Source organism: Umezawaea sp. NPDC059074 (assembly GCF_042738955.1).
In the GTDB taxonomy this organism is placed as follows: Bacteria; Actinomycetota; Actinomycetes; order Mycobacteriales; family Pseudonocardiaceae; genus Umezawaea.
This window is the reverse complement of sequence record NZ_JBHYHC010000063.1, coordinates 1-13,277: the sequence shown is the minus strand read 5'-3', so window position 1 is coordinate 13,277 and position 13,277 is coordinate 1. Positions and strand designations below refer to the sequence as shown.

Below are 13,277 nucleotides of genomic sequence, written 5' to 3'. Positions count from 1 at the left end.
AACCAACCGTGACCGAGACCACCCTGCCTCCGGGGCCCGACCACGACCGCACCGAGATGGTCGACATCCAGCAGGAGATGCAGCGCTCCTACATCGACTACGCGATGAGCGTCATCGTCGGTCGAGCGCTGCCGGACGTCCGCGACGGGCTGAAGCCCGTGCACATCCGGGTGCTTTACTCGATGTTCGACTCCGGTTTCCGGCCGGACCGCGGCTACAACAAGTGCGCCCGCGTCGTCGGCGACGTGATGGGCAACTACCACCCGCACGGCGACTCGTCGATCTACGACGCGCTCGTGCGCCTGGCCCAGCCGTGGGCGATGCGCTACCCGCTGATCGACCCCCAGGGCAACTTCGGCTCGCTGGGCAACGACCCCGCGGCCGCCATGCGGTACACCGAGTGCAGGCTCACGCCGCTGGCCATGCAGATGCTGGCCGACATCGAAGAGGACACGGTCGACTTCCGGCCGAACTACGACGGCCGCATCGAGGAGCCGACGGTCCTGCCCGCCCGCATCCCGAACCTGCTGATCAACGGCAGCTCGGGCATCGCGGTCGGCATGGCGACCAACATCCCGCCGCACAACCTGCGCGAGGTCGCGTCGGGCGTGGTGTGGGCGCTGGACAACTGGGAGGCCTCCGACGAGGAGACCCTCGAAGCGATGATCGCGCGGATCAAGGGGCCGGACTTCCCGACGTACGGCCTGATCCTCGGCACTGCGGGCATCGAGGACGCGTACCGCACGGGGCGCGGCTCGGTGAAGATGCGCGCCGTCATCGAGGTCGACGAGGACGCCAAGGGCCGCACGATCCTGGTCGTCACCGAGCTGCCGTACCAGGTGAACCCGGACAACCTGGTCGAGAACATCGCCGCGCTGGTGCGCGACCAGAAGCTGACCGGCATCGCGAACATCGCGGACGAGTCGAACAGCCGCCGCGGCATGCGCATCGTGATCACGATCAAGCGCGACGCCGTGGCGAAGGTCGTGCTGAACAACCTCTACAAGCACACCCAGCTCCAGTACTCGTTCGGCGTGAACATGCTGTCGCTGGTCGACCAGGTGCCCCGCACGCTGCGGATCGACCAGATGATCCGCCACTACGTGAAGCACCAGATCGAGGTCATCGTCCGGCGGACCCGGTTCCGCCTGCGCAAGGCACAGGAGCGCGCGCACGTCCTGCGCGGCCTGGTCAAGGCGCTGGACATGCTCGACGAGGTCATCGCCCTGATCCGCCGGTCGTCGACCCCGGACATCGCGCGCACCGGCCTGATCGAGCTGCTCGCCGTGGACGAGATCCAGGCGAACGCGATCCTGGAGATGCAGCTCCGCCGCCTGGCCGCCCTCGAGCGCCAGAAGATCATCGACCAGTTGGCCGAGATCGAGCTGGAGATCGCCGACCTCGAGGACATCCTGGCCAAGCCGGAGCGCCAGCGCGCGATCGTCCGCGACGAGCTGATGGCGATCGTCGACAAGTACGGCGACGACCGGCGCACCCAGATCATCCCGTTCGACGGCGACGTGTCGATGGAAGACCTGATCGCGGTCGAGGACGTGGTCGTCACGATCACCCGCACCGGCTACGCGAAGCGCACCAAGACCGACCTGTACCGGGCGCAGAAGCGCGGCGGCAAGGGCGTCCAGGGCGCGCAGCTCAAGCAGGACGACATCGTGGCGCACTTCTTCGTGTGCTCGACGCACGACTGGATCCTGTTCTTCACGAACAAGGGCCGGGTGTACCGGGCGAAGGCGTACGAGCTGCCCGAGGCCAACCGCAACGCGCGCGGCCAGCACGTGGCGAACCTCCTGGCGTTCCAGCCGGAGGAGGAGATCGCCCAGGTCATCCAGATCAAGAACTACGAGGTCGCGCCCTACCTGGTGCTCGCCACCAAGACCGGTCTGGTCAAGAAGTCCAAGTTGTCGGACTTCGACTCCAACCGATCGGGTGGTCTCATCGGCATCAACCTCCGCGACGACGACGAACTGGTCGGCGCTGTGCTGTGCTCCTCGGAGGACGACCTGCTGCTGGTGTCCACCGACGGCCAGTCGATCCGCTTCCACGCGACCGACGAGGCGCTGCGCCCCATGGGCCGCGCGACGTCGGGCGTGCTCGGCATGCGCTTCAACGGCGGCGACGAGCTGCTGTCGATGGGCGTCGTCGAAGAGGGCAAGTTCGTTTTGGTGGCCACCGACGGTGGGTATTCGAAGCGCACGCCCCTGGAGGACTACCCCGTCCAGGGGCGCGGCGGAAAGGGTGTGCTGACCATCCAGCACGACCGCCGTCGTGGGAGGCTTGTGGGGGCGCTCATCGTCGACGTCGACGACGAGCTCTACGCGATCACCTCTACCGGCGGGGTCATTCGGACCAGTGCCAAGGAGGTTCGCAAGGCGGGGCGGCAGACCAAGGGCGTTCGCCTGATGAACCTCGGCGAAGGCACCACTTTGATCGCCGTAGCAGGCAACGCCGATGAGCCTTCCGACGTCCCCATTGATGGGGACGAGGTTGAGCCCGCCAACTAAGCGGACGAGAGGTTGAGGACTGCTCGTGACTTCATCCGAGAACCCGGAAGGTCGGGACGCGGACAAGACGGCGGTGATCACCAAACCTGTGTTGCAGGGTGGTGCTGACCAGGGGTCGAAGGCGAAGGACGCCGACAAGGCCGCGCCGTCGAACGGTGCGGGGAAGTCGGCCGCCCCGAAGGCGGCGGACAAGGCCGAGCCTTCGAAGGTCCCCGACGGTGCGACCGTCGAGATCTCGAAGTCGCAGGCGCAGGCGGCCGTGGCCGCCGCGAAGGCCGCTCCGGAGAAGGCTCCCGCCGCTCCGCAGGCACCGGTCGCGGCGCCCGCCGCGCCCGCGGCCAAGGAGCAGTCCCCGGCCGAGCCGACGGTGAAGGTGCAGAAGCCGGTCGCACCTCCGCCGCCCGCGTCCTCGCCGAAGGCCGAACCCCCGCCGCCGGTCCCGGCGGAGGGGCTCGACCTGGTCGCGGCGGCGCCCCCGCCGTGGCAGCGGGTCACCAGCGACGCGCAGTACGGCGAGGCGCAAACGATTGGCTACCCCGGCGGCGACGACGTGGCCCCGGTCGAGTCGCCCGCCGAGCAGCCCGCCTACCCGGCGCAGGACCCGGACACCATCGCGGTGGCGCGCCCGGTCGTGACCGGGTCGGCGGCGCCGCAGAACGCGGGCAGCCGCACGTCGGTGAACCTGGGCACGTCGAGCGCGCGTCCGGGTGCCGCGGCGCCCAGCGCCCGACGCCCTGGTCGCGGCCCGCGCCGGGCGAGCCTCCAGGTCAAGCGCGTCGACCCGTGGTCGGTGCTGAAGCTCGCACTGGTGCTCAGCGTGGCGCTGTTCTTCGTGTGGCTGGTGGCGATCGGCGTGCTCTACGGCGTGCTGAACGGCATGGGCGTCTGGGACAAGATCAACAACACCGCGCAGGACCTGCTGTCCGGCAGCGAGCAGGCGGGCGACCCGCTCATCAGCGCGGGCCGCGTGTTCGGCGTCGCGGCCATCATCGGCGCGGTGAACATCGTCCTCTTCACCGCGTTGGCCACGGTCAGCGCGTTCGTCTACAACGTGTCCGCGGACCTCGCGGGTGGCCTGGAGCTCACGCTTTCCGAGCGTGAATGATCTGGGGACCCCCGATTTGGGGCAACGACAGGGCGTACGGTAATCTTCCTGTCGTTGCACCAATCAGGGCCTATAGCTCAGACGGTTAGAGCACTTCGCTGATAACGAAGGGGTCGGAGGTTCGAGTCCTCCTAGGCCCACGATCGATTAGGTGAACCGCGCGGGCGTTCTGCGCCCGCCTTCACCGGGTCGTTATAACATTGGGGGTCCATCCCCCAAACCCCGCCAGGGGTTCAGCCCCTGGATCCCCGGTGGTCGACCACCGGACATCGAACGGGAGTACTTCATGAAGAAGATCATCGCCCTGGTTGCGGTCGCAGGTGCCGTGCTGCTGTTCGTCAAGCGCAGCAAGGCCGCAAAGGCCGACGCCGACCTCTGGCGCGAGGCCACCGCCCCCACTGACTGAACCTTGCGAGGGCGGGCACCTGCCGGCCCCCGTAGAGGGGACGTAGCTCAATTGGCAGAGCACCGCCTTTGCAAGGCGGGGGTTAGGGGTTCGATTCCCCTCGTCTCCACCGAAGAAGTTCCGAACAAGCCCCTTCTCGCCACGCTGCGAGCAGGGGCTTGTTCGCGTCTGCGGGCAAGCAGATCAAGCGGTCTGCAACTCCGGAGCCGCTTGGCGCCGCGAGGACAACACCTTGTCCAGCGCCCAAGCGCCGGACCCGGTGAAGACCAGCAGCAGGAACGCCCACGAGTACACGGCGGCGAGCTCACCGGAGTTCTCGATCGGCAGCAGCCCCTTCGGCTGGTGCACGGTGAAGTACGCGTAGGCCATGGCTCCGGACGTGATGAGTGCCGCGATCCTGGTCCACAAGCCGATCAGGATCAACGTGCCACCCACGAGCTCGATCACACCAGCCGGGCCACCGGGCCACGTGGTGATCGGAACAGCGGGCTTGGTCGTGAACAAACCGAACACGTGCTGAAGTCCGTGGCACGTGAAGAGCAGGCCCACAACGATCCTGAACAAAGCCAGTGCGTGGTCTCGACCTCGGTCGATAAGGCTCATGTCTTGTCCTCACTAGCAGGGCGACCGGCAGGGTAAGGACAAGCTAACGCCGATGACGTTGGGTGACTAGCTCCCGAACCTGTCGATCATCGACAGCAAACTGATTGGATTCAGCAAGGTGAACCGACGTGTGTCACACGCAGTACCGGTCCTGCTGCTGATTGGCGTATTGGCTGGTTGCACGGTGGAGCAACACGGCGCAAAAGCAGTTACAGCGAGCCAGCCAAGCGCCCAACAGCCCACCAGCGCTGCTCCACCCGTGACACCAGGGGTACCCCAGCCGGTTACGGACGGTAAATGCCCCTATCTTTCGAACGACGTCGTCCAAGAGGCAAACGGACAGCTCGTGCGCAAGGTCCGTTTGTCGGAAGATCAGCCGAATCCGGCGTGTTTCTTCTACGCGAACGCCACTGATGTGCAGTTGAGCGTTTGGGTGTACCAGGGGGATGTGAAGGTGGCGAAGGCGGTGGTGGACCGGGCCGCGCCGATCGCTTCGTCCAGCCCGGCGTCTTCGCCGGAGGGGTGGGCCGGGGGGTCGCTGTCCTCTGCGGACGGGGCTGTGTACGCGGTGTCCAAGGGGGGTGTCGCTGTGGTGGTGACGAGCAACCAGCAGCAGACGATCAAGGCACGGCGGATCACCGAGACCGTGGTGACGAATCTGAAGTTGGGGTAGGTGGGGTTCGGGGTTGGGGGTTGGGCTCGGTGTCGGCTGAACTCGGGGTTCGGCTGAACTCGGGTTGGGCTGAGGTCCGGGTTTTGGGCTGAGGTCGACGTCCGGTTTTTGTCGGTGGTGGCTTGTACCTTGTGTATTGGGGGGTCTCGCTCGATGGGGGACCTCTGGGGGTGTTTGGGGTTGGGCCTGGTGAGCGCGTTTCGGCGGCGTCGCTAGGTGTTCTGGGGCCGGTGGGGATCACCCCGGTGAACTCTTGTTCTGCGTGGTCGCCCAGCGGCTCTCGATCCGACGTGGGTCACCCTGGTTAGCGCCCGATCCGATGTCCGCGCCCAGCGGCTTCTTGATCCAGCCGGGTCACCCTGCGGCTCTTGATCCAGGTGGGTCGCCTAGTGGCGCTCGTTCCAGCGTGCTGTGGCCGATTTGACTCGGGGACCCCTCGTTTTGCCCCTTTGTCGGGCCAAAACGGCAGGTGGAAAGCTTGCCGCCCGACAAATTTTAAGGGGCAAAACCCCCGAGTAAAATCGGCCACGTTCCGTGGCCTGCGCGCGCCGGTGCCGTCGTGGTCACCAGCTGGCTGTCAGCACCGCCGTGGTCACCAACTGGCCCGCCGATCTCGTCGTGGCTACCAAGCCCCGGCGCCACTCTTGTCGCGGTCACCAACCTGCCCACCGGTCCCGTCGTGGCCGCCAAGCCCCGGCGCCACTCTTGTCGCAGTCACCAACTGACCTGCCGGTCGCGTCGTGGTCGCGAGCTGGCTGCTGGTCTCGTTGTGGTTGCCAGCTGGCCATCGAGTCCGTTGTGGGTCACCGCACTGCTGCCTGTCCCACCTAGGCCACCAAGTGGCCGCCGGTCCCGTTGTGGGCTACCGACCAGCCGCTAGTCCTGCTGTGGTCACCAACTCGCCGTCGGTCCCGCCGTGGTCGCCAGCTTGGCTTCTGGTCCAGTCGTGCTGGGGTGGAATCACTCGAACGAGTTGTCCACAGGTGCCTTCCAAGGCCCCGAAACTGTCGTACCCCGTCCGTAGCGTGTGCGTCGGGGGGTTCTCACGTCCGGGGGACCTCTGGCTGGGGTTGCCCAGAGCGGCTTGACCCCTTCCCGTCCCTGGACACACCGAAGCCTCGACACCGCGGTGCGGTCTCGAGGCTGTTGGCGTGAACTCGGCTGGTGTCAGGCCTTGCGGTCGGCTACCTGGCCGTTGCGGGCGTGTTCGGCGTCCGCGGTTCGGGTGGGGATGTCCGTCGGCTTCGGCGTTGGGGCCGGGGTGGGGGTTGTGGTGGTGGGGGTCACCGGCTCCTCGTGGAGGTGGACTTCCTCCGGGCGCTTCGTGAGGGCGATGTAGCCCGCCACCGCACCGGCGGCGAGGATGCCGAGGACCCACGGCCAGCGGCGGCGGCTCTTCGAGTTGTCGCGGGCGAAGTCCTTGCGGGCCTGCTTCGCGGCCTTGCGGACGTCCTTGGCCCGGACCTTCGCGTCCTTGCGGGCGCGGACCGCGGCCTTGGCCACGTCCTTGCGGAGGCCGTCCGCCTTGCCCATCAGGTCGGCTCGGGCCTGGCCGCCGCGCTTCGCGAGCTGCTTGCGTTGCTTGGCCAGCTTCTTCCTGGTCTTGCGGGTCGACTTCTCGACCTCCTCCGCCTTGCCCGCGAGGGCGTCGGCGGTCTCCACGAAGACACCGCGGAGCTGGTCCGCGGTCACGCCGCGCTCGGCGAGCTTGGTCTCGGCCTTGCCCGCGAGCTGCACGGCCGCGTCCGCACCCACCTGCCCCGCGCGCACCGCGCCGCGACGCGCCGCGCGCAAGCCGGTTCCAACGGCCTTGCCGACCGACTCACCGGCTCGGGTCATGGCCTGCACCTCGTCCATATCGCGCTCCAGAAGCTGTCGGTCAGTCATGCACTAGGCATACCCATCCTGCCCGTTCCTGAACATCCGCGCCCGGGATGGCACGATGGTGTGGTGGCTGACAGCAACGAATCCTTCGTCGGGACCAAGGTGACGGCGACCCTGAAGACTTCTCAGGGCGACATCCGCATCAACCTCTTCCCCGACCACGCCCCCAAGACGGTGGCCAACTTCGTCGGTTTGGCCGAAGGGACGAAGCAGTACTCGAAGCCCAACGCCAAGGGCGACGCTTCGGGCCCCTTCTACGACGGTTCGATCTTCCACCGCGTGATCGCGGGCTTCATGCTCCAGGGCGGTGACCCCACGGGCACCGGTCGCGGTGGCCCCGGTTACCAGTTCGGCGACGAGTTCCACCCGGAGCTCCAGTTCACGAAGCCGTACCTGCTGGCGATGGCGAACGCCGGGCCGAACACCAACGGCTCCCAGTTCTTCATCACCGTGGGCCCGACGACGTGGCTCAACTTCAAGCACACCATCTTCGGCGAGGTGGCCGACACCGAGTCGCAGCAGGTCGTGGACAAGATCGGCGCCGCGCCGACCCTCGCGGGCGACAAGCCCGTCACCGACGTGGTGATCCAGTCCGTGGCCATCGAGCGGTACTGATCCGGCTCCGGTGAGCGACTCCCCGGTTCCACCGCAGCCCGGCGAGCCGATCGGCGCGCGACCGGAAGTCCCGGTCTGCGTGCGGCATCCCGATCGGCAGACCAGGCTGCGCTGCGTGCGGTGCGAGCGGCCGGCGTGTCCGGAGTGCCTCCGCGACGCGTCGGTCGGCTACCAGTGCGTCGACTGCATCCGCGAGGCGCAGGGCACGGTCCGCCGTGCCCGCACCTTCGTGGGCGCGGAGGTCGGCGCGCGTCCGCTCGTGACGCCGATCCTGATCGCGCTGAACGTGCTGATGTTCGTGCTCACCGCCGTCCAGGCGCAGAGCGTGGCGAACAACCAGAAGTCGCCGTTGTTCGCCGAGTTCGTGCTCTGGCCGACCGGTGTGGCCGGGCTCGGCGAGTGGTGGAGGTTGCTCACCGCGGGCTTCCTGCACTACGGGCTGACGCACATCGCGTTCAACATGCTCGCGCTGTACGTGCTGGGCCGGGACCTCGAACCCGCTTTCGGGCGGGTGCGGTTCCTGGCCCTCTACCTGGTGTCCATGTTCGGCGGCAACGTCGCGGTCTACCTCTTCGGGTCGCCGGACGCGCTGACGGCGGGCGCCTCGACCGCGGTGTACGGCCTGATGGGCGCGATGCTCGTCGCCGTGCTGAAGCTGAAGCTCAACCCCGGCACCGCGCTGGCCGTCATCGGCCTCAACGTGGTGCTCAGCTTCACGTTGCCCGGCATCTCGCTGGTCGGCCACCTCGGTGGCCTCGCCGTGGGCGCCGGGCTGGCCGCGGGCCTGATCTACGCGCCGCGTGAGCGCCGCGACCTGTGGCAGGGGGCGCTCGTCGCCGCCACGGTCGTGGTGCTGATCGGCCTGGTGCTCGTGGGCACGGCCCGGTTCGGCCTCTAGGGCCTCAAGGCGTGCAGGACCTCGGCGACGTCCCTCGGGTCGGCGCCGAGGTCCAGCCACGTCAGCACGACCAGGTGCTCGTCCTCGCCGCGCTCCCAGTCCAGTTCGAGGCTGTGCGACTCGCGGCCCAACCGCCGGGTCTGGACGGGCCGGATCTTGACCTCGTGCCACGCGAAGTCGTGCACACCGGTCAACGTCCTCACGTGCAGACCCGAGTCATCCACACGCAGCCGGGGCCTCACGATCGTCCCGTAGGTCCCGAGCACGACGCCCAGGAGCGCCGCCACGCCCATCAGGAGGCGGGCGGAGTTCTCGTCGCTCAGCAGCGCCGCCAGGAGTGCCGCGGCGGCCAATCCCCAGGCCAGCGCGACGACGCCGGGTAGCGGGGCCCAACTCCTGGTGGTCGGCTCGGCCGACGGAAGTGGTGTCACGCGGTCGAGTGTCCCGCACCGGGCGTGGATCTCCCGTACGGAACCTGTGGACAACTGGAGCCCGCTACCGGGGGCTTGTGCAAAATGGCGCAAAGTTGTCCACAGGGGTTGTCCCCAATGGGGATTACTTCGGGGGACGGGTCCCCACCGCCGAGTGGTGACTGCCGGTGAACGACCCCGGACACGCGTCAGCCCGGACGGGTGACGTCCGGGCTGACGAGAACGCGGAGAGTGGTGTGGCTAGCGCCACTTCATGGTCATCAGCAGCCCGACGATCATCAGCGCGAAGCCGATGCCGAAGTTCCAGGACCCCAGGTCCATCATCACCGGGATCTTGTCGCCGGCGATGTAGTTGACCACCAGCCACGCCAAACCGAGGATCATCACGCCCAGCATGACGGCGATGTACACGGGGTGCGAAGGCCCGGCTGCCTTGACCTTCACCGGGGTGCGGCGATCGGTAGGCGCGGTGTAGACGGCCTTCTTTCGGACCTTGGACTTCGGCATTCTGTCCTCGCCTGGTGTATTGCCTCCAGTGGCGCGAGTTTACGTCCACTGCTGGGGGAACACGTTAACGTAACCGGGCAGGTCCGCGAAGTGCTCTGCGGATCCGCGTCTTTCGCATTCACACAGGCTCGGGAGGTTTCTCGGTGAGCTATGACCCGCCACCGCCGTCCGGCGGCCGTCCGGGCCATCCGCCACACGCTCCGCGCCCCAGGCCCTACCCGGCCTCCCAGGAGCCCTTCCGTGGCAGGCCCAGCCCTGGTCAGCGGCCTCCGGCCCCCCAGGTCGCGGGCGGCTACGGTCCCCGGCCCCCGCTCCGCCCACCGCCTCCGCCGCCCCGGCCGCGGCCGGTGGACGGGGCCACCGAGCTGATCCCGCGGCTCGCGCCCCGCCTCGAGGACGTGCTGCCCAACCCGGAACCGGAGACCGTGAAGGTGCTCCGGCCGACGCCGGAGCCGGTCGACGGACCCGTGCGCAAGGCCGTCCGGGCGTTCGGTGAGCTGATGATCACGGCCGGGCTGGTGATCCTGCTGTTCGTCGTCTACGAGGTCTACGTCACGGACCTGATCTCGGCGGGCAAGCAGGACGAGGCCACGACGGCGCTTGACGACGAGTGGAACAAGGACTCGAACACCGTCGAGCCCGTCGACCCGCAGCGGCAGGCCCAGTACGACCTGGCCGACGGCAAGGCGTTCGCGAAGATGTACATCCCGGTCTTCGGCCCGGACTACCACTTCTCGATCGTCGAGGGCACGACCGACAAGAACCTCGAGGTCGGGCCCGGCCACTACATCGGCACCGCGCTGCCCGGCAACCCCGGCAACTTCGCCGTGGCGGGCCACCGGGTCGGCAAGGGCGCCCCGTTCAACGACCTCGACCTGCTCTCGTCGTGCGACGCGATCGTGGTGGAGACCCAGACGACGTGGGTGGTCTACCGGATGCTGCCGACCACCGCGGAGGAAGCCGGCTGGGCCGAGGGCAAGGCGAAGAACCCGAAGTGCGCGAAGGTGGCGCCCCTCAAGGACAAGGCGAACCCCGGCGGCAGCCCGTACGCGAAGACCGTGGGCCAGGAGATCGTGACGCCGCAGCAGGGCGAGGTGATCAGCCCGGTGCCGCACTTCACCGGTGACCTGCCCGCCGCGCAGCAGGCGGCGCTGATGACGCTGACCACGTGCCACCCGCGGTTCTCCGACAAGCAGCGGCTGATCGTGCACGCCGTGCTGACCATGAGCTACCCGAAGGCCGCTGGTTTCGTGCCGCCAGAACTCAAGGAGCAGTGATGTACGGCTGGATCTGGCGGCACCTGCCGGGCCCGACGCCGGTGCGCCTGGCGGAGGCGTTCGTGCTGGTGGCGGCCATCGTGGCGCTGCTGATGTTCGTCGTGTTCCCGTGGGCGGAGCCGCTGCTGCCGTTCAACAACGTCACGACGCCCTCGTAGTCGCGGTTCCCCGGCGCCCCGGGGCGCCGGGGAACCGGAGGGGGTCTGTCAGGAGCGGGAGACCGCGACCATCGTGTGCCGGTCCACGACCTTGACCCGTTCCCGCCCCTCGGCCTCGCCCAGGCCGCGCTCGTGCTCGTCGAGCTGCTTCCACCCGTCGAACGTCGTGTACCGGATGCCCCGCTGCTCCAGGAACCGCGTCACGGCCGCCGGGTCGGGCTGGGCGGCCTCGGCCAGCAGCGGCGCGTCCGCCAGCAGCGACGTCACGGTCTCCAGCGCGTCGCCCTTGGTGTGGCCGATCAGGCCGACGGGTCCGCGCTTGATCCACCCGGTCACGTAGACGCCGGGCATCGCCTGCTCGTCCTGCTCCAGCACGCGCCCGGCCTGGTGCGGCACCGTGCCGGACGTGTGGTCGAACGGCAGCTCGGCGAGGTGGGTGCTGAGGTAGCCGACCGCCCGGTACACCGCCTGCACGGGCCAGTCGGTGAACTCGCCGGTCCCGCGCACGCCGCCGTCGCCGGTCAGCTCCATCGCCTCGGTCCGCAGGCCGGTGACCTCCCCGTCGCCGAGGACCTCCACCGGCGACTGGAGGAAGTGCAGGTGCAGGCGGCGCGGCCGGGAGCCCTGGTCGCGGATCGCCCACTCCTGGAGCGTCTTCACGACCATCTCGACCTGCTTGTTCGACCGGATCAGCGCCATGCTGGCGGCGCAGAACTCGATGCCCTCGGGGTGCACGACGACCTCGACGTTCGGCGAGTGGTCGAGTTCCCGCAGCTCCAGCGGCGTGAACTTCGCCTGGGCCGGCCCGCGGCGGCCGAACACGTGGACGTCGGTGACCGGACTGGACTTGAGGCCCTGGTAGACGTTGTCCGGGATGTCGGTGGTGAGCAGCTCGTCGGCGGTCTTCGCGAGGATGCGGGCGACGTCGATGGCCACGTTGCCGACGCCGAGGACGGCCACGCTGGAAGCGGTCAACGGCCAGGTGCGCGACACCTCGGGGTGCCCGTCGTACCAGGAGACGAAGTCGGCCGCGCCGAAGCTGCCCTGCTGGTCGATGCCGGGGATGTCCAGGTCGCGGTCCTTCTCGGCGCCGGTCGAGAAGATCACCGCGTCGTAGAACTCGCGCAGGTCGCCGAGCTTGAGGTCGACGCCGTACTCGACGTTGCCGAACAGTCGGATCTGGGGCCGGTCGAGCACGCGGTGCAGGGCGCTGACGATGCCCTTGATGCGCGGGTGGTCGGGGGCGACGCCGTAGCGGATGAGCCCGAAGGGCGCGGGGAGCCGCTCGAACAGGTCGATGCTCACGTCGGTGTCGGACTTGGTCAGGATGTCGGCGGCGTAGATCCCCGCCGGGCCGGCGCCGACGATCGCAACACGCAGAGAACGGCTCATGAGCCTAGTTTAGGTGAGCCTTACCTCACTTCTGACGAGAGCATTGTCACGGCTACGCTGTGGGAATGCGCGTGCTCGTGGTCGACAACTACGACAGCTTCGTCTACAACCTGGTCCAGTACCTGGCCCAACTCGGCGTGGAGTGCGTCGTCCGGCGCAACGACGAGGTCGACCTCGCGGAGATCGCGGACGTCGGCGGAGTCCTGGTCAGCCCCGGTCCCAGCACCCCCGACAAGGCCGGTGCGAGCATGGACGTGATCCGGCACTGCGCCGCGAACGGCGTCCCGGTGCTCGGCGTCTGCCTGGGCCACCAGGCCATCGGGGCGGTGTGGGGCGGCACCGTCGACCTCGCCCCGGAACTGCTCCACGGGAAGACCAGTGTGGTGCACCACACGGACAAAGGCGTGCTCAAGGGCGTGCCGAACCCGTTCACGGCCACCCGCTACCACTCGTTGACCGTGCTCCCCGACACGATCCCCGCCGAGTTCGAGGTGACGGCGAAGACCGACACCGGGATCGTCATGGGCATCCGGCACCGCGAGCTCCCGGTCGAGGGCGTCCAGTTCCACCCGGAGTCCGTGCTCACCGAGGGCGGCCACCGGATGCTGGCGAACTGGCTCGCCGTGTGCGGCCACGTCGTCCCCGAGTCCACCGTCGCCACCCTGGAGAACGGGATGCGCGCGCTGGCCTCCGCCGCCCGCCAGTCCTAGCCACCGACGAAGCGAGAGGCCCCCTCGACGAGTGTCGAGGGGGGCCCAAGCTTGCGGGATAACGAATCTAGTTAGCAGACGTGATCTTTAATTAGCCGA

13 protein-coding genes, 2 tRNA genes and 1 pseudogene are annotated in these 13,277 nt (G+C 68.3%); 11 read left to right on the top strand and 5 right to left on the bottom strand.

Annotated elements, in window-relative coordinates; all coding sequences use genetic code 11:
• Positions 1-8 precede the first annotated feature (8 nt).
• The 5 genes and pseudogenes from gyrA to ACFWW9_RS26345 all read left to right on the top strand — a co-directional run bounded on the left by gyrA (position 9) and on the right by ACFWW9_RS26345 (position 4,139).
• Positions 9-2,519: a DNA gyrase subunit A gene (gene gyrA, locus ACFWW9_RS26365; protein ID WP_390383321.1), complete on the top strand. Its 2,511-nt coding sequence runs from the start codon at positions 9-11 to the stop codon at positions 2,517-2,519.
• A gap of 259 nt (positions 2,520-2,778) precedes the next feature.
• Positions 2,779-3,624: a DUF3566 domain-containing protein gene (locus ACFWW9_RS26360; RefSeq protein ID WP_390383407.1), complete on the top strand. Its 846-nt coding sequence runs from the start codon at positions 2,779-2,781 to the stop codon at positions 3,622-3,624.
• 66 nt (positions 3,625-3,690) lie between these two features.
• A tRNA-Ile gene (locus tag ACFWW9_RS26355) sits at positions 3,691-3,764 on the top strand.
• Positions 3,765-3,910: 146 nt separating this feature from the next.
• Positions 3,911-4,027: pseudogene (locus ACFWW9_RS26350) on the top strand (DLW-39 family protein); the annotation flags it as partial.
• A 39-nt stretch (positions 4,028-4,066) separates the two neighbouring features.
• Positions 4,067-4,139: transfer RNA gene (locus ACFWW9_RS26345), tRNA-Ala, on the top strand.
• Between the two features lie 74 nt (positions 4,140-4,213).
• Here ACFWW9_RS26345 and ACFWW9_RS26340 read toward each other — a convergent pair.
• Positions 4,214-4,633 (bottom strand): DoxX family protein, encoded by a 420-nt coding sequence (locus ACFWW9_RS26340; protein ID WP_390383318.1) that lies wholly within the window; start codon positions 4,631-4,633, stop codon positions 4,214-4,216.
• Between the two features lie 118 nt (positions 4,634-4,751).
• Here ACFWW9_RS26340 and ACFWW9_RS26335 point away from each other — a divergent pair, with 118 nt between their 5' ends.
• Positions 4,752-5,306, top strand: coding sequence for a DUF2020 domain-containing protein (locus tag ACFWW9_RS26335; protein ID WP_390383315.1), 555 nt, complete (start codon positions 4,752-4,754; stop codon positions 5,304-5,306).
• Positions 5,307-6,473: 1,167 nt separating this feature from the next.
• On the opposite strand, the gene ACFWW9_RS26330 is transcribed toward ACFWW9_RS26335, so the two are convergent.
• Positions 6,474-7,145: a hypothetical protein gene (locus ACFWW9_RS26330; protein WP_390383312.1), complete on the bottom strand. Its 672-nt coding sequence runs from the start codon at positions 7,143-7,145 to the stop codon at positions 6,474-6,476.
• A 111-nt stretch (positions 7,146-7,256) separates the two neighbouring features.
• Here ACFWW9_RS26330 and ACFWW9_RS26325 point away from each other — a divergent pair, with 111 nt between their 5' ends.
• Positions 7,257-7,805 (top strand): peptidylprolyl isomerase, encoded by a 549-nt coding sequence (locus tag ACFWW9_RS26325; protein WP_390383310.1) that lies wholly within the window; start codon positions 7,257-7,259, stop codon positions 7,803-7,805.
• Between the two features lie 115 nt (positions 7,806-7,920).
• Positions 7,921-8,703 (top strand): rhomboid family intramembrane serine protease, encoded by a 783-nt coding sequence (locus tag ACFWW9_RS26320; protein WP_390383307.1) that lies wholly within the window; start codon positions 7,921-7,923, stop codon positions 8,701-8,703.
• Here the strand turns inward: ACFWW9_RS26320 and ACFWW9_RS26315 are convergent.
• Together ACFWW9_RS26315 and crgA are read right to left on the bottom strand one after the other, a co-directional pair.
• Entirely contained in the window at positions 8,700-9,134 is a 435-nt protein-coding gene (locus ACFWW9_RS26315; RefSeq protein WP_390383304.1) for a PH domain-containing protein, read from the bottom strand. The two genes, ACFWW9_RS26320 and ACFWW9_RS26315, sit on opposite strands and share 4 nt — an antisense overlap.
• A 240-nt stretch (positions 9,135-9,374) precedes the next feature.
• Positions 9,375-9,641 (bottom strand): cell division protein CrgA, encoded by a 267-nt coding sequence (crgA, locus tag ACFWW9_RS26310; protein ID WP_390383301.1) that lies wholly within the window; start codon positions 9,639-9,641, stop codon positions 9,375-9,377.
• Positions 9,642-9,988: 347 nt separating this feature from the next.
• Between crgA and ACFWW9_RS26305 the strand changes: the two genes are divergently transcribed.
• Together ACFWW9_RS26305 and ACFWW9_RS26300 are read left to right on the top strand one after the other, a co-directional pair.
• Entirely contained in the window at positions 9,989-10,918 is a 930-nt protein-coding gene (locus ACFWW9_RS26305) for a class E sortase (protein ID WP_390383298.1), read from the top strand.
• Complete coding sequence (locus ACFWW9_RS26300; RefSeq protein ID WP_390383295.1) at positions 10,918-11,076, top strand: hypothetical protein; 159 nt, start codon at positions 10,918-10,920, stop codon at positions 11,074-11,076. Before ACFWW9_RS26305 ends, ACFWW9_RS26300 begins: the two co-directional genes overlap by 1 nt.
• A gap of 48 nt (positions 11,077-11,124) precedes the next feature.
• On the opposite strand, the gene ACFWW9_RS26295 is transcribed toward ACFWW9_RS26300, so the two are convergent.
• Entirely contained in the window at positions 11,125-12,468 is a 1,344-nt protein-coding gene (locus ACFWW9_RS26295) for an FAD-dependent oxidoreductase (protein ID WP_390383292.1), read from the bottom strand.
• A gap of 65 nt (positions 12,469-12,533) precedes the next feature.
• On the opposite strand from ACFWW9_RS26295, the gene ACFWW9_RS26290 reads away from it, so the two are divergent.
• Entirely contained in the window at positions 12,534-13,178 is a 645-nt protein-coding gene (locus tag ACFWW9_RS26290) for an aminodeoxychorismate/anthranilate synthase component II (RefSeq protein ID WP_390383289.1), read from the top strand.
• The last annotated feature ends 99 nt before the right edge of the window (positions 13,179-13,277 follow it).